This window comes from Novosphingobium sp. EMRT-2 (assembly GCF_005145025.1).
Classification (GTDB): Bacteria; Pseudomonadota; Alphaproteobacteria; order Sphingomonadales; family Sphingomonadaceae; genus Novosphingobium.
The window spans coordinates 2,694,004-2,710,032 of sequence record NZ_CP039695.1; the positions used below are offsets into that span (position 1 = coordinate 2,694,004).

17 protein-coding genes are annotated in these 16,029 nt (G+C 66.7%); 12 read left to right on the forward strand and 5 right to left on the reverse strand.

Annotated elements, in window-relative coordinates:
* Positions 1–3: 3 nt before the first annotated feature.
* Together FA702_RS13230 and FA702_RS13235 are read left to right on the forward strand one after the other, a co-directional pair.
* Positions 4–1,644, forward strand: a complete 1,641-nt coding sequence (locus tag FA702_RS13230) for an ATP-binding protein (RefSeq protein WP_136956522.1) — start codon at positions 4–6, stop codon at positions 1,642–1,644.
* Complete coding sequence (locus FA702_RS13235; RefSeq protein WP_136956523.1) at positions 1,641–2,327, forward strand: response regulator; 687 nt, start codon at positions 1,641–1,643, stop codon at positions 2,325–2,327. Before FA702_RS13230 ends, FA702_RS13235 begins: the two co-directional genes overlap by 4 nt.
* A 14-nt stretch (positions 2,328–2,341) precedes the next feature.
* On the opposite strand, the gene FA702_RS13240 is transcribed toward FA702_RS13235, so the two are convergent.
* A complete protein-coding gene (locus FA702_RS13240) occupies positions 2,342–2,725 on the reverse strand; it encodes a hypothetical protein (RefSeq protein ID WP_136956524.1) in 384 nt (127 codons plus the stop codon).
* A gap of 180 nt (positions 2,726–2,905) precedes the next feature.
* Here FA702_RS13240 and FA702_RS13245 point away from each other — a divergent pair, with 180 nt between their 5' ends.
* From FA702_RS13245 to FA702_RS13260, 4 genes are all read left to right on the forward strand, one after another.
* Complete coding sequence (locus FA702_RS13245; RefSeq protein WP_210417540.1) at positions 2,906–3,316, forward strand: protocatechuate 4,5-dioxygenase subunit alpha; 411 nt, start codon at positions 2,906–2,908, stop codon at positions 3,314–3,316.
* Complete coding sequence (locus FA702_RS13250) at positions 3,316–4,158, forward strand: class III extradiol dioxygenase family protein (protein WP_124808222.1); 843 nt, start codon at positions 3,316–3,318, stop codon at positions 4,156–4,158. Before FA702_RS13245 ends, FA702_RS13250 begins: the two co-directional genes overlap by 1 nt.
* A gap of 704 nt (positions 4,159–4,862) precedes the next feature.
* Positions 4,863–7,847, forward strand: a complete 2,985-nt coding sequence (uvrA, locus tag FA702_RS13255; RefSeq protein WP_136956525.1) for an excinuclease ABC subunit UvrA — start codon at positions 4,863–4,865, stop codon at positions 7,845–7,847.
* 334 nt (positions 7,848–8,181) lie between these two features.
* Positions 8,182–8,724 carry a hypothetical protein gene (locus tag FA702_RS13260; protein WP_136956526.1) on the forward strand — a complete coding sequence of 181 codons (543 nt, stop codon included), beginning with the start codon at positions 8,182–8,184 and terminating at the stop codon, positions 8,722–8,724.
* 19 nt (positions 8,725–8,743) lie between these two features.
* On the opposite strand, the gene FA702_RS13265 is transcribed toward FA702_RS13260, so the two are convergent.
* Positions 8,744–9,367 (reverse strand): response regulator transcription factor, encoded by a 624-nt coding sequence (locus tag FA702_RS13265; RefSeq protein ID WP_136956527.1) that lies wholly within the window; start codon positions 9,365–9,367, stop codon positions 8,744–8,746.
* Positions 9,364–10,950 (reverse strand): sensor histidine kinase, encoded by a 1,587-nt coding sequence (locus FA702_RS13270; protein WP_136956528.1) that lies wholly within the window; start codon positions 10,948–10,950, stop codon positions 9,364–9,366. Before FA702_RS13270 ends, FA702_RS13265 begins: the two co-directional genes overlap by 4 nt.
* Positions 10,951–11,225: 275 nt before the next feature.
* Between FA702_RS13270 and FA702_RS23470 the strand changes: the two genes are divergently transcribed.
* The 4 genes from FA702_RS23470 (at position 11,226) to FA702_RS13290 (ending at position 13,301) form a co-directional block, all read left to right on the forward strand.
* Positions 11,226–11,831 carry a helix-turn-helix transcriptional regulator gene (locus FA702_RS23470; protein WP_305036246.1) on the forward strand — a complete coding sequence of 202 codons (606 nt, stop codon included), beginning with the start codon at positions 11,226–11,228 and terminating at the stop codon, positions 11,829–11,831.
* Positions 11,832–11,905: 74 nt separating this feature from the next.
* Entirely contained in the window at positions 11,906–12,241 is a 336-nt protein-coding gene (locus FA702_RS13280) for a hypothetical protein (protein WP_255504570.1), read from the forward strand.
* 41 nt (positions 12,242–12,282) lie between these two features.
* A complete protein-coding gene (locus FA702_RS13285) occupies positions 12,283–12,729 on the forward strand; it encodes a hypothetical protein (RefSeq protein WP_136956529.1) in 447 nt (148 codons plus the stop codon).
* 41 nt (positions 12,730–12,770) lie between these two features.
* On the forward strand, positions 12,771–13,301 hold the full coding sequence (locus tag FA702_RS13290; RefSeq protein WP_255504571.1) for a winged helix DNA-binding protein: 531 nt from the start codon (positions 12,771–12,773) through the stop codon (positions 13,299–13,301).
* A gap of 13 nt (positions 13,302–13,314) precedes the next feature.
* Here the strand turns inward: FA702_RS13290 and FA702_RS13295 are convergent, their stop codons facing one another.
* Both FA702_RS13295 and FA702_RS13300 read right to left on the reverse strand, forming a co-directional pair.
* Positions 13,315–13,578, reverse strand: a complete 264-nt coding sequence (locus tag FA702_RS13295; protein ID WP_136956530.1) for a glycine zipper 2TM domain-containing protein — start codon at positions 13,576–13,578, stop codon at positions 13,315–13,317.
* Between the two features lie 161 nt (positions 13,579–13,739).
* Positions 13,740–14,486 carry an energy transducer TonB gene (locus FA702_RS13300; protein WP_168196063.1) on the reverse strand — a complete coding sequence of 249 codons (747 nt, stop codon included), beginning with the start codon at positions 14,484–14,486 and terminating at the stop codon, positions 13,740–13,742.
* Between the two features lie 553 nt (positions 14,487–15,039).
* On the opposite strand from FA702_RS13300, the gene rpsL reads away from it, so the two are divergent.
* Both rpsL and rpsG read left to right on the forward strand, forming a co-directional pair.
* Entirely contained in the window at positions 15,040–15,411 is a 372-nt protein-coding gene (rpsL, locus tag FA702_RS13305; protein WP_124809405.1) for a 30S ribosomal protein S12, read from the forward strand.
* An 86-nt stretch (positions 15,412–15,497) separates the two neighbouring features.
* The gene (gene rpsG / locus FA702_RS13310; protein ID WP_124809404.1) at positions 15,498–15,968 is read left to right on the forward strand and encodes a 30S ribosomal protein S7; all 471 of its coding nucleotides are present in this window, start codon (positions 15,498–15,500) and stop codon (positions 15,966–15,968) included.
* Positions 15,969–16,029 lie beyond the last annotated feature (61 nt).

Consider the following 16,029-nt stretch of genomic DNA (forward strand, 5'->3'; position numbering starts at 1 on the left):
ATCATGCGTCGGCCGAGTCAATTGCGGCGTGGGGCCGTTCGCGCACTCGACAAGCGCCGCGAAGCCGCGCATCCAGCGCGGGTGAGCGACCTGTCCATCCCCCAAAGCCAGGATCCCCACCCGCGCGAACGGCGCTGGGGCAGCGCCACGGGCTATCTCGTGTCCTTCGCGCTGGTGGCGCTTGTCACGCTGATCGGCGGGGTGCTGTTCGCGCGGGGGAACAGCACGGACATCGGGCTGCTCTATCTGATTCCGGTGATGTACGCGGGCACGCGCCACGGGCTGGCGACGGGCGTGGTCGTGGGCCTCGCCTCCTCGCTGGCGTACAACTTCTTTTTCATCCCGCCCACGCACACGCTGTCGGTCGACAATCCCGAACACCTCATCACGCTGCTGGTGCTGCTGGGGGTGGCGGTGGTCGGCAGCCAATTGGCCGCGCAAGTGCGCGCGCAGGCGATGCTGGCGGAAGCGCGGGCCGACCGCAACGCGGCGCTGGCCGGTTTCGCGCGCCTGCTTACGGGCGTGAGCCGGCGTGACGATCTGTGGCAGGTGGCGGCGGCGGAAGTGGCGCGGCTGTTCGATGTGCGCACGATCGTGCTGGTGCGTGCGTCGGCCGAGGCGGGTGACCATGGCCTGGTCCTGTGCGCCGCATCGCCGCCGCAGCACCGTATCGAACTGATCGAGATGGCCGCCGCGCAGTGGTGCTTCGAGAATGCCGCACCCGCCGGCCCTGGGGCCGAAACCCTGACCGCGTCCGAATGGCTGTTCCATCCCGTGATCGGCCTGGCCGGCGCGGTGGCCGTGATGGGCGTGGGCCGCGCCGACGCGGGGGAGCCGCTGCACCCCGGCCAGGCGCTGCTGCTGCGCAGCCTGCTCGACCAGTGCGGGCTGGCGCTGTCGCGCATCGTGGCGGAGGAGGAGGCGCGCGCGCTGGGAGAGGTGCAGGAGCGCGACCGGCTGCGCGCGGCACTGCTGTCGTCGGTCAGCCACGACCTGCGCACGCCGCTGACCACCGTGCTGGCGACCTTGCGCGCGATGCGCGCGGCAGCGCCGGAACAGGAAGCGCAGCTTGCCGCCGCGCGGACGGAGGCGGAGCGTCTCAACCGTTTCGTCGCCAACCTGCTCGACATGGTGCGGATCGAAACCGGGGCGCTGGACCGGATGGTACAGCTGGTCGATCTGGCCGAAGCCGCGGGCAGCGCGATCGAGGATCTGCACCCGGTGCTGGGCGCGCGCCGGATCGTCATCGCCATGCCCGATGACCTGCCGTTCGCGCGGCTCGATCCGCAGCTTTTCCACCACTGCCTCATCAATCTGATCGACAACGCGGCCAAGCACGGCGGGCCGGACGGCGCGATCACGATGGCCGCGGAGACGACGGCGGATGGCGGCCTTGTCCTCTCCGTGGAGGACAGCGGCCCCGGCCTGCCGCCGGGGGAGGAGCAGCGCGTGTTCGCCACGTTTACGCGGCTGGAAGGCTCCGATCGCACCGGCGGATCGGGGCTGGGGCTGGCGATCGTGAAAGGGTTTGCGGAAGCGATGGGTCTGACGGTGCGCGCGGGCAACCGTGCCGATGGGCACGGCGCATGCTTTACCCTGCGCATTCCGCCGCATCTCGTGCGCACGCCGGAGGAGATGGCATGACCGATCCCGTCCCGCTGCTGGTCGTGGAGGACGATGCCCCGATCCGCGCGCTGCTCGTCGCCGCGCTGGCCGCCGCCGGCTACCGGCCGGTCGAGGCCGCGACCGCGCGCGAGGCGCTGGCCGCGCTGGCCGAAGCGCGGCCGCACGCGGTGCTGCTCGACCTGGGGCTGCCGGACCGCGACGGGCTGGAGCTGGTGCCGCTGCTGCGCGGGGCGGGGGCCGCCGTGGTGATTCTCTCCGCGCGCGATGCGACGGCGGAGAAGGTGGCGGCGCTCGACCTGGGTGCGGACGATTACGTGACCAAGCCGTTCGATCTCGACGAGGTACTGGCCCGCCTGCGCACCGCGCTGCGCCACCGCGCCGCACCCGGCGCGGTCACTGGAACGGTGCGGGCGGGCGCGGTGGAGATCGATCTGCCCGCGCGGATCGTCCGCCGGGACGGGGCGGAAGTGCACCTTGCCCCGCGCGAATACGCCATGCTGGCGGAACTCGCCGTCCACGCTGGAAAGGTGGTGACGCACGCGCATCTGCTGCGCGCCGTCTGGGGACCGGGGCATGACGGCGATGTCGAATACCTGCGCGTGGCCGCGCGGGGCATCCGGCGCAAGCTGGAGGATGGCGCGTCGGGTGCGCCCTCGCTGATCCGCAACGAACCGGGCGTTGGCTATCGGCTGGTCGTTTGACCGGCTTTGGCGCGCTATTCCTCGGGCAGCGGTTCTTCGGGCAGGGTGCGGGGCTGCGGGGCTATCGCGCCGATGATTTCGGCGATCTCGATCACGGCCGACACGGCGATCGCTTCCTCGCGGCTGAGGCCGTCGAAATCGGGCAGGAACGCGCGGCAGGCGGTGAGCAGCGCGCCGGGCGCGTCTTCCAGTTCCAGCCGGTATTCCGCCAGCGTCGTGCAGCCGTCGATATCGGACCAGCGCAGCCCGCTGGGCGCCGGGCGTTCGTGATAGGCCCACAGCGCATCGATGGCACGATCCATCGCGCCGCGCACCTGATCGGCCACCGCATCGCCCGAGGCGCGGGCTTTCAGCTTCTGTCGATAGCGCCGCTGGCGCTCGGCGTTGGTCATGGCCATGCGCGCAGAGTAACCACGCGCGGCGCGTTTGCGCAAGGATGTTACGTAACTTTGTTCGCGCTTCGGTTTCGCCGGGCCGGTTTCACGGGATTGATATGAGTCAAAGCAATTCGGCGGCCTTGCCTTAGCGTTGCGATCTGTCGGGAAGGTAGCAACACCCCAATCCGGGAGAGCAGGACAATGACCATGGCGAGTGTGGAAGCGCGGCGGCGACCGCCCATCCCCGGCACCACCCTTTTCGATGGCGACATGGCGCGGCGCGGCTTTGCGCTGAACGCGATGTGCTATTCGTTCAACGATGCCGCCAACCGCGAGGCGTTCCGAGCCGACGAGGACGCCTATTGCCGCAAGTTCGCGCTGACGCCCGAACAACGCAAGGCCGTGGCGGACCGTGACGTGCTGGCGATGATCGAAGCCGGCGGCAACGTCTATTATCTGGCCAAGCTGGCCGGCATCTTCGGCCTCAACGTGCAGGATCTCGGCTCGCTCCAGACCGGCATGAGCCTTGACGATTTCAAGGCGCACCTCGTGGCGCAACGCGCCAAGATCGCGCCCGACATGGTCGTTTCCACCGGTATGGAGAACGCGTGATGGCGGATATCGTCGGCGGCTATTTCACCAGCCACGTGCCGGGCATCGGCGGCGCGATCGTGCGCGGAGACCAGCAGCAGCCCTACTGGAAGCCCTTTTTCGATGGCTACCCGCCGATCCGCGCCTGGCTTGCCGAAGCTCAGCCGGATGTGGCCGTGGTGTTCTACAACGATCACGGGCTGAACTTCTTCCTCGACAAGATGCCCACGTTCGCGGTCGGCGCGGCGGCGTCCTACGACAACGCCGACGAAGGCTGGGGCCTGCCGGTGTACAAGAGCTTCACCGGACACCCCGAACTGAGCTGGCACATCATCGAGGAACTCGTCGCGTCCGAGTTCGACATCACCACCTGCCAGAAAATGCTGGTCGACCACGCGCTGTCGATCCCGTTCGAGCTGGTCTATCCCGATGCGCCCGCCTGGCCGATCCGGCTGGTGCCGATCGCCATCAATACCGTGCAGTATCCGCTGCCGTCACCGAAACGCTGCCTGGCGCTGGGGCGCGCGGTGGCCAAGGCGCTGCGTTCGTGGACGGGGGCGGAGCGGGTTCTGGTGGTGGGCACGGGCGGCCTTTCGCACCAGCTCGACGGCCCGCGCGCCGGGTTCATGAACCCCGATTACGATCGCTTCTGCCTCGATCATCTCGCGGCCGATCCCGATGCGTTGACGCGCCATTCGGCCGAGGACGTGGCCGAACTGGCGGGCACGCAAGGGGTGGAGATACTCAACTGGATCGCCGCGCGGGGCGCGCTGGGCGATGGCCCGCTGAGCGAGGTCACGCGGAACTACCACATTCCGATCAGCAATACCGCTGCCGCCAGCCTGGTGCTGGAACCGGCCTGAGGCGGTTGACGGTTCGGTTGGTTCGGGGGCGGCCCGCTTCGGCGCATCGCCATCATCTGCACCACGCGGGTCGTGATGTTTCGCCGCCGCTCCCTGCCCCTCGTGGGTGGGGGCAGCGGTCTCAGGCGCGCCGTGCGCTTCGGCCCGTCCGGTTGTGACGCCGCGCACACCGTACCCGGCGAAACGGTGCGAAAAGCGCCTTCTGGCCTAGCGGTCCGACGGCACCTTGGTGCGATCGTTGCGCGTCTGGGTCATCGCGGAAGCAAAACTCTCCGCGAAATGCCGGGTGAAGTTGTCCTGGGCCTTCAACGAGATGGCCCGGGCGTGGTGGTTTGCCTGCTCTCCGCCACCAAAGAGGTGGGTGGCCGGCGCCCTGCAATGGTGTTCTGTGTCCGTCACGGTCTTGCAGATCCCCGCCGTTCCGCTGCAGTGCTGCGGCCGGCCTTGCTCGTTTCATGGTTTCTTATCCGTTACCGTCCGTAACATCCAAAACGAATTTTGAATTGTACCGACACGACACGGTTATCACTTTCGTAAAGCGGTATGGCATGGGTCTGGCCGCCTGTCCGTGACAGCGGACACGCTCCGCGTTCATCGACTGCATTCCCCGCCTCTTGTCGTTCCCCGATGCCCATCCCAGATAGCGCGCTTCTTCCCCAAGAGCCGTCTTGCGCTCTGTGAACAAATCTGGAACACGGGTGCCCATGTCGCTCAGCAAGATTTCCGTCCGTGGCGCCCGTGAACACAACCTCAAGGGTATCGATGTCGATCTCCCGCGGGACAGCCTGATCGTCATCACCGGGCTTTCCGGATCGGGCAAATCCTCGCTCGCGTTCGATACGATCTATGCCGAGGGGCAGCGCCGCTACGTCGAATCGCTCTCGGCCTATGCCCGCCAGTTCCTCGAGATGATGCAGAAGCCCGATGTCGAGCACATCGACGGCCTCAGCCCGGCGATCTCGATCGAGCAGAAGACCACCAGCCGCAACCCGCGCTCGACCGTGGCAACGGTCACCGAGATCTACGATTACATGCGCCTGCTGTGGGCTCGCGTGGGCGTGCCCTATTCGCCGGCCACGGGCCTGCCGATCAGTGCGCAGACGGTCAGCCAGATGGTCGATCGCGTGATGGCCCTGCCCGAAGGCACGCGCGCCTACCTGCTCGCGCCGGTGGTGCGCGGCCGCAAGGGGGAATACCGCAAGGAACTGCTGGAATGGCAGAAGGCGGGCTACACCCGTGTCCGCATCGACGGCGAGCTTTACGCGATCGAGGAAGCCCCCGCGCTCGACAAGAAGTACAAGCACGACATCGAGGTGGTGGTCGATCGCATCGCCGTGCGCGACGGTATCCAGACGCGGCTGGCCGACAGCTTCGAGCAGGCGCTCAAGCTGGCCGAGGGGCTGGCCTATATCGATCTGGCGGACACGACGGTGGCGGAGGCTCTGGTCGTCTCCCCCCTCCCGCTTGCGGGAGGGGCCGGGGGTGGGCCGGAACTGGATGCCGCGCCCGGGCAGCCCACCCCTAACCCCTCCCGCAAGCGGGAGGGGAATCTCAAGGGCGCGGGCCTTCCGCCCAACCGGATCGTGTTCAGCGAAAAGTTCGCGTGCCCGGTCAGCGGCTTCACCATCGAATCGATCGAACCGCGCCTGTTCTCGTTCAACGCTCCACAGGGCGCGTGCCCGGCCTGCGACGGGCTGGGCGAGAAGCTGCTGTTCGATCCGCAACTGGTCGTGCCCAACGAGGGGCTCAGTCTCAAGCAGGGCGCGGTGGTGCCCTGGGCCAAGTCCAACCCGCCATCGCCTTACTACATGCAGGTGCTGTCCAGCCTCGCCGCGCATTTCGGGTTCAGCCTGGAAACGCCGTGGGAGAAGCTGCCGGGCGAGGTGCGGCTGGTGATCCTCTATGGCACCGGCGGTAAGGCCGTGCCGCTGACCTTCGTCGACGGCAAGAAGAGCTACACCGTCACCAAGGCGTTCGAAGGCGTGATCGGCAATCTCAACCGCCGCATGCTCCAGACCGAAAGCGCGTGGATGCGCGAGGAACTGGGCAAGTTCCAGACCGCGCAGCCGTGCGAGACCTGCGGCGGCGCGCGGCTCAAGCCCGAGGCGCTGGCGGTGAAGATCGCGAGCGAGGACATCTCGATGTCCACTCGCCGTTCGGTGGCCGATGCGCTGGCGTGGTTCTCCACGCTGGAGGAGAAGCTGACCGACCAGCAGCGCCAGATTGCCAAGGCCATCCTCAAGGAAATCAACGAGCGGCTGGGCTTCCTCAACAACGTCGGGCTCGATTACCTCAATCTCGATCGCACGTCGGGCACGCTCTCGGGCGGGGAAAGCCAGCGCATCCGCTTGGCCAGCCAGATCGGTTCGGGCCTTTCGGGCGTGCTCTACGTGCTCGACGAACCCTCGATCGGCCTTCACCAGCGCGACAACGACCGCCTGCTCGAAACGCTCAAGCGCCTGCGCGACCTGGGCAACACGGTGATCGTGGTGGAGCATGACGAGGACGCGATCCGCACGGCCGACTGGGTCGTCGATCTCGGCCCGGGCGCGGGCGTCCATGGTGGCGAGATCGTGGCGCAGGGCACGCTAAAGGACATTCTCAAGAGCAAGGCCAGCCTCACCGGCCAGTACCTGACGGGCGCGCGCCGCATCGACGTGCCGGCGCACCGCCGCAAGGGCAACGGGCTGGATCTGGTGGTGGAAGGCGCACGGGCCAACAATCTGCGCAACGTCACCGCACGCATCCCGCTCGGCACGTTCACCTGCATCACCGGGGTTTCCGGCTCGGGCAAGTCGTCGCTGACGATCGACACGCTACAGGCCGGCGCCGCGCGTGTGCTCAACGGCGCGCGCGTGATCGCCGGGCCGCACGACGCGATCAAGGGGCTCGAGGCCTGCGACAAGGTGATCGAGATTGACCAATCGCCGATCGGCCGCACCCCGCGTTCCAACCCCGCCACTTATACCGGCGCGTTCACCCTGATCCGCGACTGGTTCGCCGGGCTCCCGGAATCCGAGGCGCGCGGTTACAAGGCTGGGCGCTTCAGCTTCAACGTCAAGGGCGGCCGGTGCGAATCCTGCCAGGGTGACGGGTTGATCAAGATCGAGATGCATTTCCTGCCCGACGTGTACGTGACGTGCGAGGAATGCGGCGGCAAGCGCTACAACCGCGAAACGCTGGAAGTGAAGTTCAAAGGCCACTCCATCGCCGACGTGCTCGACATGACGATCGAGGATGCCGAGGAATTCTTCAAGGCGGTGCCGCCGATCCGCGATCGCATGCACATGCTGAACGAAGTCGGCCTTGGCTACGTCAAGGTCGGCCAGCAGGCGACGACGCTATCGGGCGGCGAGGCGCAGCGCGTGAAGCTGGCCAAGGAACTTTCGCGCCGCTCCACGGGGCAGACGCTCTACATCCTCGACGAGCCGACCACCGGCCTCCATTTTGAGGACGTGCGCAAGCTGCTGGAAGTGCTGCACCGGCTGGTCGAACAGGGCAACAGCGTGGTGGTGATCGAGCACAACCTGGATGTGATCAAGACCGCGGACTGGATCATCGACATGGGGCCGGAAGGTGGCGTGCGCGGCGGCGAGATCGTGGCCGAAGGCACCCCGGAAGACGTGGCGAAGAATCCGCGCAGCTTCACCGGGCACTATCTGGGGCCGCTGCTGGCGCGCCACGGCTGACGGACGCTGGCGAGGGAGGTGGGCGACGGAAACGGGCGGCGGGCTTGACTCCGGGCCGCTCCCGCCGCCAAATCGGCGATCAGGACGGCAAGATCCTGATCGGGGAAGATGCTGGCAGGCGATAGCGGCGCGCAGGCAGGCGTGCCTGCTCTGGGGGTCTGTCATGCCGGTTGCGATCGCATTGCCCATTTCCGAAGCCGAGCGGGAAGCGGCTTACGCTCGATCCGGCGGCGCCTGCGTTCGATGCGGTTGCACCATCGCCTGTTTCTGTCGCGCAGGCACATACGACGATGGGGGCGGGGTTTCGCCCGCGTTCCTGCTGTGCCCCGATTGCATGGCAATCATCGATCGGGGCGGTGTGCCCGAGGCAACGATCGCCCGGCTGCGCGATGCGCCGGTAGCGCGCCAGGCCGGCCTGGATCGCTCCCCGCTGCTGTTCACCGTCGAGGAGCAGATTCCGGACATCGCCTTCCCCGGCGGGGCGAGGATGACGGGCACTTATTGCCCGATCACCGTCGATGCCCGGCCGTTGCTGTCGTTCCGGCCGCAGCCGGTGCCTGGCGGACCGATGGTGATGAGCCTGGTGCTGGGCGTGGCCGGCGAGGAACCGGACCTGATCGTCAAGGACAACGAATGGCGGCCGGCCCCGGATGCGTGGCGGTTCGAGCGGCGCGGCAACCGCTACCGCTTCAGCCACGTCGGAGGCACCGCGCTGCTTGCTTTCGCGCACCGGGCTGCCGACGAAATCGCGATCGAGGCGATGCGCGGCGTGTTCGGCGGCAAGATGCTGGAGATTGGCGAGAACGGCACGATGCTCGACGGCATGCCGGTGACGATCCCCTCGGTCCGGTCGCAACTGGTCGGGGTGCACCTGTAACGCGCGGACCCGCCGCCGCTCAGTTGAGCTCGTCGTTGACCACCATCAGCGCCAGTTCGGTGCGGTTCTCGATGTTCAGCTTCTGGTAGATGGCGTGAAGATAGACCTTCACGGTGCCTTCACCGATATTCAGTTGCTGCCCGATTTCCCGGTTCCTCATGCCCTTGGCCACCAGCCGGGTAATATCGCGCTCGCGCGCGTTGAGCTTGGCGAAGGGATTGTTGACGGGCTTGAGCGACAAATCGAGCGCGCGTTGCAGGAAGGCCGGGGCAATCGCCTTCTCGCCGGCATGGACCCGTTCCAGCACCTGGATCAGTTCGCTTTCCGCGCCGTCCTTGGACACGATGCCTTGCACGCCGGCCCGCATGACGGCCATGAGCTGCCGATCGGTAATCTCGGCGGTGAGCAGCACGACCGGACGATCATCACCCTTTTCGCGCAAGGCTTCCAGCGCCGCCACGCCATTCAGGCCGGGCATGTTGATGTCCAGCAGCACTACGGCGGGATCGTGCTGCTCGATCGCCGCCAGCGCTTCCTCGCCGCTGGCGGCGGTGGCGACCACCTGGAAGGGCGTGCCGCGCAATACCGCATCGACGCCGGCGCGGATGAAGCCGTGATCGTCGGCTACCAGAACGGGGATCATGCGCCCGTCCTTTCGGGAAGCGCGATGCGCAGGGTCACGCCCCGCGCACTGTTGTCGATGGCCAGCATGCCGCCCAGCGCCTCTACCCGCTCGCTGATCGAACGGGGTGTGGCGTGCGCCTTGTCTGCAGGGAAACCGGAGCCGTCATCGCTGACAATCATCTTGAGCGTTCCATCGTCTTGAATAAGGTTAACCCCTATAAGACGACACCGACCGTGCCGAACCGCATTCGCCACGGCCTCTCGTGTGATCTGGCGTATCTCGTGCGCCAGATCGACGGGGACGAGCAAGGGACCGGGTGGCGCGTCCAGCCGGGTTTCGATGGCCCAGTGGTGCCCCAGTTCCTCCAGCAGCGTGCCGAGCTCCTCCGTCAGATCGGTCCGGCGATCCCCCTTTTCGCCAAGGCGCAGGCGCTCGATCATCCTGCGCATCTGCGCCTGTTCGCGCCGCAGCGCGTCCTTGATCGCGACAATTTCGGTGTCGGGATCGTTGCCTTCGCGGATCCAGCGCCGCAGCGCTTCCAGCCGGAACAGCGTGCCGGCGAGAAATTGCGCGACGCTGTCGTGCAGATCGCGGGCAAGGGCGTTGCGCAGGTTTGAAACCTCGTGTGCGCGCGCCAGCATCGCCACGTCCTCGCGATCGAGCGCCTGTTCCGCGTCGCGTGTCATTTGCGCCAACAACGGCAGGTCATCGGGCGAGATGCCGGGGACACCCCACAGCAGAAGCTGGCCCGGTCCGCGCGCCGCGCCGATCGACGCGACAAGGCCCTCGTTCACCTCGCACAGCGTGGCGAGATGCCAGACGTGCCGCTTGCCGGCGTGGTTGACCATCCCATCGGTGTCGAGCCACAACTGGCGATGCCGCTGGCCGTCGAACAGCGTCGGGCGGCAGGGAACCTCGATCTCGGTCAGCAGCGGCCCGGGGCCGGAGCGCAGCGCGCGCGCGGCATCGCCGCTGGCGATCATGATTTCCACCCACGGCTCCTCGCCATCCGCGAGCGCGATGGCGCCGCCGGTGGCGCCCAGCACCGTGCGCGCGTGATCGAGGATCGTCGTCATGATCGCCTCGTGGCGCTGGCCTGGCAGCCCTGGCGGTTCGGGCATTCGCGGCGCGCTGGCCCGGTCGCCGCCGGTGCTCAGCCAAAGCATCATGATCGCCAGCCCGATCGTGTAGCCCTGCCTGCGGCTGAAACGGTAGGGATCGATGCTGAGGTGAAGGGAATGCATCAGCAGGCCCAGCGCGAAATTCAGCAGGACCAGTCCCAGTGCCGTCCAGAGCACGCCGCGCCATCCCCAGCGCAGCGAGGCGCCGATCAGGATGAACGAGGCAAAGACGATGAACGGGCTGGAAAATTCCTTGAAGGCCGATTCGGTCATGTAGGTCGCGGCCGTGAAGATCGCGATGTCGATGACGTGCATCAGCCGGGCCAGCCGGAAATCGTACCACCAGCTGCGGAAGGCGATGACGGTGGCGAACCCGCACCATGCGGCATAGGCGATCAGAAGGGTGTAGGTGGCGGCGACCGAACGTGTCGGCTGCGCCGGATCAAGCCAGACCGCGACGACGAAGATGACGGCGAGCATCAGCCGGCTCAGCGCAAGCAACCGGCTCCGACGCCGTGAAAACAATTGGCGGTCCACGTCTTCCCCTCTGCGTCCCGAAGACCATGATACCGGTGGGAAGGGGCGCTTCGCAACGGCCCATGAAGGGGGAAGTCCGGGGGCGTGGACAAGGGCAGCTTGCTCCGCGACGGAGCAATACTTGCGAAAGATCGTTAATCTTTATTTGGATTTGCACGCCGATTGGTTCAAATTGGTTCTCGGATCGATCGGGCGAAAGTTTGCAGCGGGTCGAATGGATGGACGTTGAAGCGATGACAAGCGGTGCCGAAGAGAACGGGGGCAACCCCCTGGCGGCGCTTACGTCGAAGCAGCGGGAAGTTCTGGACTTGCTGATCCAGCACAAGACTTCGAAGGAAATTTCGCGGCTGCTTGGCATTTCGCCGCATACCGTGGACCAGCGGATCATGCTGGCGCGCGGCAAGCTGGGCGTCGCCACGCGCAACGAGGTGGCGCAGGCCTATCGGCGGCTCAAGGCGATATACGAACAGCCCGTATATGATTTCTCCCACATCGACGGTGACGGCGTGGAAGCGCACGAACCGGACCGGGAAGTCACGATGCCGGCCGGTGGTGCGGTGCAGACGGTCGCCACGGTCAAGACCCCGGAGGTCGAGACCGAGGCGATGCAGGCAAGGTTTCCGGGGGCCGGTCAGGCAATGGCCTTCGCCTCGGGAACGGCGCCTGACGACGCGGCCTATCATGTCCTCCCGGAGATGTTCGACGGGCCATACGGAACCCTGCTTCGGCTGGGCGCGATCGTGGCGATCGCCTTGTTCCTGATCCTGATCGTGCTGGGGGGGCTGACCATGTTCGCCCAGCTTTCGACGATCATCGATCACTGACCCGCCGTCGCATCTCCTCCACGATGCTGCAATGGCAGCGGCGCGATCTTCGCCGCTGAGAGGAGGGTACGACGATGACGATGAATACCCAGGTTGCACAGATGCGTATCACCCGGGATCTCCACGATGCCGAAGGTGCGCTGGACGAGGCGCTGATCCGGCAGGCACGGCTTTTCGCCACGATGGTCAGCGCACGGCGCGAAAGCGGCGTGGCGCCGTTCATGGGGCAGGACGCGCTGCTGCGGCTGGCGAAGAGCCAGCAATCGATGCTGACGGCCGGCGGCGAACTTGCCCGCGTGCATGGCCGGCTCAGCCAGATCGCGGTGGAGACCAACGGTGGCAACGATGGCTGCCCACCGCTGGATGCAAGCCTGGATGAACCCGCGATCGTGACCGGCGTCGCGGCCTGATGCTTTCCGGCGGCCGATCCGTCCGTTTCATGTGAACAGGCATGTCCTACATCTGGCTGACCCGCATCCTGCTTTTCGCTGTCGTGCTTGTTGCCGCCCGCAAGGGGGACGAGCCGGAGCGACTGACGGCTGCGGTCCTGCTGTCGACGTTCGTCCTCGATCTCGTCAACCACGCGGTATTCGGTGACCCCGTGTGGTACGCGGTCAACCCCGGCCACGTCGTGATCGATAGCTGGGCGTTCTGTGCGCTGCTGTCGATTGCCCTTTACGCCAACCGCGGGTGGCCCCTGCTCGTTGGCGCGGGCCAATTGATCGTGATGGTGGGACACGTCGCCAAGCTGTGGGACCTGACGATGGCCCGGCGTGCGTACTGGGTACTCACGCAGATGCCATTCCTGTTGCAGCTGATGGTCCTGTTGATCGGGACCGTGGCCCACGTGAACCGGGAACGCCGGATTGGCCCGTATCAATGCTGGCGGTGGGCCTGAAGGCCGGCCCACCGCCCCGTTTTCAGGGATATTCCCGTTACATGACCGTATCTCACATGCGCGCGGCGAACGGCGGCGCGATGCCCGGCGGCGAACAGACCACGGTAGCGAACGGCAGTGCCGTGCATTCTGGTGGCATGACCGCGGACGCGGGCAGCGCCCTGCGTGGTGCCGGTCCGCAGCACGATGCGCGGATCGCCCTTGCCCGCGAACTCTACGCCGCGCGGCGGCGCCGAAGCCGCCTGTTTCCCGCCGACCTGTTTGGCGAGCCGACGTGGGATATCCTACTGGATCTCTACGTGGCCGGGCGCGAAAGCCGGCGCGTGCCGACCACCAGCGCCTGCATCGGGGCGCATGTGCCGCCGACCACCGCGCTGCGCTGGCTGCGCATTCTGGAATCGCGCGGATTCGTGGAGCGCGAGAGCGACGGCAAGGATGGCCGCCGCACGTTCGTGCGGCTCACCGCAAGGGGAAACGCGGCGATGGACGATTTCCTCGACGCGATGCTGGCCAATATAGGCGATGGCGCGCTGCATGCCGATGGCGCGCATGCGCCCGGCATGGGAGCGTGACGCCCGTTCCGGGTCAGCGCCGGCGTTCGTAGCGGCACTTGTTCTTGTTCTTGCGGGCGATCTCATGGCCCGCGACGCCGCCCGCCGCCGCGCCGATCAGCGTACCGGCGGTTCCGCCCGCGATGACCTTGCCGAGCACCGCACCGCCAACCGCACCGATCACCGCGCCGCCGGTCTTGCTGATCCGCTTGCTGCAATCTCGCGCCTGCGCCGGCGAGGCGGCCAGGGCAACGACCGCAATGGCGGCGGTCAGCGAGGATTTGATGCGAAAGGTCATGAAGCTTCCCCCGATTGGCTTGGAATATGTGGCGCAACGATCGGAAACCGGACCGGTTCCCGGTGGCGCCGCGGGCCGTCGTTGCCGGGAAGCCGGTGCCCCGGAAAGCCGAAGCCCGGGAAGGGGCGCCGATCCGGATGCCGGCGCCCCTTCCCGGGCCGTCAGTCGGTGATCTGCCAGCGGATCGCGGTGGTAAAGCTGCCGGCCGTTTTCGCACCGTCCTTGTCGGTGGCGGGATCGAACCGGGCGCGGGCGCTCACCTTGGCGCAGGCCGCGCGATCGAGTTCGTCATGCCCGCTGCTGCGGATCACTTCGCAGCCGGTGACCCGCCCATCGGTGCCGATGCCGAGCCGCAGCCTGGTGAGGCCTTCCCAGTTTTCGCGGATCGCGCGGGTGGGGTAATCGTTGCGGGTGATCCACAAGCCCGCATCTCCGCGCGGTCGGGCCGCCTGGGGGGTGAACGTGGGCGAGGGCGTCGGTGACGGCCCGAGGCCGCCGATATCCCCGCCAAGATCGCCACCGCCGATGGTCAAGGTTCCCGGATCGGCGGGGGTTACCTTGTCATTGGTCCCCAGAAGCAGGTCCTTGCCGGGGTTGAGGTCGATCTCCTTGTCGGGAATCTTGATCTCCTGCTCGTCGTGGGTGGTCTTCGGTTCGACCGTGGGCAACGGCTTGGGCGGGGGAACGGGCGGGGCGAACCACATCGTCGGCAAGGCATCGCGAACCGTTTCCACGATCACGCCGCCCGCGAAAGTGGACAGCAGCGCCATGCCTATGCCGACATGCAGCGCCGTCACGGCCGCAGCCGTGCCCAGCCTTCCGCCCAGCCTCCCTTCGCCCAGGCGCCCTGCCGTCATGCGCAAGGCCGCGCCCGTTCGCCAGCTACCGCGTTCATCAACATGGACCATCGGCACACCTCTCTCGGCTTGCGTCGTCCCGTTTGTCCCGGCCGTCCGGGGTGGGACGATCGTCGTAATGATGCAACATACCATCAGTTCGACGGGGATCGAAGCAAAATCTCTACCAAAATAGTGGAATAAACGAGACGAAGTGGTTCCGTTCCGGCCGACCCATGTGGCGGCGTGCGCGGGGGCCTGTCCTTGACGTTCCGGCGGTTTCCCCGTAATGGCGCGCTCGGTCGATGGGGTCGCGAGGCGTCCATTGGCTGTAGAGCTGAACATTGCCGGTGCGTATGCAGGCCCCGGGCGGCGGTTTTCCGTTGATCTTGGGGCTTTCGCTGTTGGGCCGGGCGCGCGAATCATCGTGGTGTCCGCCTTGCCATGCAATCCGTCAAAGTAACCCGGCGCTGTTTGCCCGGGTGGAGCGTTTCAGGCTCGCCGAGGGATGATCTCGCGCAAGCGGGGTCTGGGCCAGGGGGTGTTTGCCCGCGGCCATCCATCCGGCGGACTTTCGACCCTTCACCTTTGCCGGCCGTGCCACAATCAAGGTGAAGAGTACTTCATGCCCACTATCAACCAGCTGATCCGCAAGGGTCGCGTTCCGCAGAAGGCCAAGAGCAAGGTCCCTGCCATGGAGCAGAACCCGCAGAAGCGCGGCGTCTGCACCCGCGTTTACACCACGACCCCGAAGAAGCCGAACTCGGCGCTTCGCAAGGTCGCCAAGATTCGCCTGACGAACCAGCGCGAAGTCATTTCCTACATCCCGGGCGAAGGCCACAACCTGCAGGAGCACTCGGTGGTGCTGATCCGCGGCGGCCGTGTGCGCGACCTTCCGGGCGTGCGCTATCACGTGCTGCGCGGCGTGCTCGACACGCAGGGCGTGAAGGACCGCAAGCAGAGCCGCTCGAAGTACGGCGCCAAGCGTCCGAAGTGAGCTAACCTCGGGCAGGCGCGCGCCGGTGTGCGGCGCCCTGTCCGTCGGTGGGTGTGGGCCGCTGGCCCGATCAGAAGGAATTCAAGATGTCTCGTCGTCGTAGGCCCGAAAAGCGGGTCATCCTGCCCGATCCCAAGTTCGGTGATCAGGTTCTGTCGAAGTTCATGAACAACCTCATGCTCGACGGCAAGAAGTCGGTCGCGGAAAGCATCGTTTACGGTGCGCTCGACACCATGCAGACCCGCGCCAAGGCGGATCCGGTGCAGCTGTTCCACGATGCGCTGAACAACGTGAAGCCGCAGATCGAAGTGCGTTCGCGCCGCGTCGGCGGTGCGACCTACCAGGTCCCCGTCGAAGTCCGTCCGGAACGCGCCCAGGCGCTGGCGATCCGCTGGCTGATCACGGCCGCGCGCAACCGTTCGGAAACGACGATGTCGGCACGCCTTTCGGCCGAACTGCTCGACGCCGCCAACAACCGTGGCAACGCCGTGAAGAAGCGCGAAGACACCCACCGCATGGCCGACGCGAACCGCGCGTTCAGCCACTACCGGTGGTAAAAAGGCCGGCAGCCCCGCCGCCGTCACCGGCTGGCAGGGCCGCCCGTCTTTAAACGGTCAC

What these genes read in the sequence shown, in the direction of transcription:
- FA702_RS13300 (WP_168196063.1), bottom strand. Translation starts at nt 14,486, where the DNA reads ATGGTCCATGTTGATGAACGCGGTAGCTGGCGAACGGGCGCGGCCTTG.
- FA702_RS13295 (WP_136956530.1), bottom strand. Translation starts at nt 13,578, where the DNA reads ATGACCTTTCGCATCAAATCCTCGCTGACCGCCGCCATTGCGGTCGTT.
- FA702_RS13250 (WP_124808222.1), top strand. Translation starts at nt 3,316, where the DNA reads ATGGCGGATATCGTCGGCGGCTATTTCACCAGCCACGTGCCGGGCATC.
- rpsL (WP_124809405.1), top strand. Translation starts at nt 15,040, where the DNA reads ATGCCCACTATCAACCAGCTGATCCGCAAGGGTCGCGTTCCGCAGAAG.
- FA702_RS13285 (WP_136956529.1), top strand. Translation starts at nt 12,283, where the DNA reads ATGTCCTACATCTGGCTGACCCGCATCCTGCTTTTCGCTGTCGTGCTT.
- FA702_RS23470 (WP_305036246.1), top strand. Translation starts at nt 11,226, where the DNA reads ATGGACGTTGAAGCGATGACAAGCGGTGCCGAAGAGAACGGGGGCAAC.
- FA702_RS13265 (WP_136956527.1), bottom strand. Translation starts at nt 9,367, where the DNA reads ATGATCCCCGTTCTGGTAGCCGACGATCACGGCTTCATCCGCGCCGGC.
- FA702_RS13290 (WP_255504571.1), top strand. Translation starts at nt 12,771, where the DNA reads ATGACCGTATCTCACATGCGCGCGGCGAACGGCGGCGCGATGCCCGGC.
- FA702_RS13240 (WP_136956524.1), bottom strand. Translation starts at nt 2,725, where the DNA reads ATGGCCATGACCAACGCCGAGCGCCAGCGGCGCTATCGACAGAAGCTG.
- FA702_RS13230 (WP_136956522.1), top strand. Translation starts at nt 4, where the DNA reads ATGCGTCGGCCGAGTCAATTGCGGCGTGGGGCCGTTCGCGCACTCGAC.
- FA702_RS13270 (WP_136956528.1), bottom strand. Translation starts at nt 10,950, where the DNA reads ATGCTCGCCGTCATCTTCGTCGTCGCGGTCTGGCTTGATCCGGCGCAG.
- FA702_RS13260 (WP_136956526.1), top strand. Translation starts at nt 8,182, where the DNA reads ATGGCAATCATCGATCGGGGCGGTGTGCCCGAGGCAACGATCGCCCGG.
- FA702_RS13235 (WP_136956523.1), top strand. Translation starts at nt 1,641, where the DNA reads ATGACCGATCCCGTCCCGCTGCTGGTCGTGGAGGACGATGCCCCGATC.
- FA702_RS13245 (WP_210417540.1), top strand. Translation starts at nt 2,906, where the DNA reads ATGACCATGGCGAGTGTGGAAGCGCGGCGGCGACCGCCCATCCCCGGC.
- FA702_RS13280 (WP_255504570.1), top strand. Translation starts at nt 11,906, where the DNA reads ATGACGATGAATACCCAGGTTGCACAGATGCGTATCACCCGGGATCTC.
- rpsG (WP_124809404.1), top strand. Translation starts at nt 15,498, where the DNA reads ATGTCTCGTCGTCGTAGGCCCGAAAAGCGGGTCATCCTGCCCGATCCC.
- uvrA (WP_136956525.1), top strand. Translation starts at nt 4,863, where the DNA reads ATGTCGCTCAGCAAGATTTCCGTCCGTGGCGCCCGTGAACACAACCTC.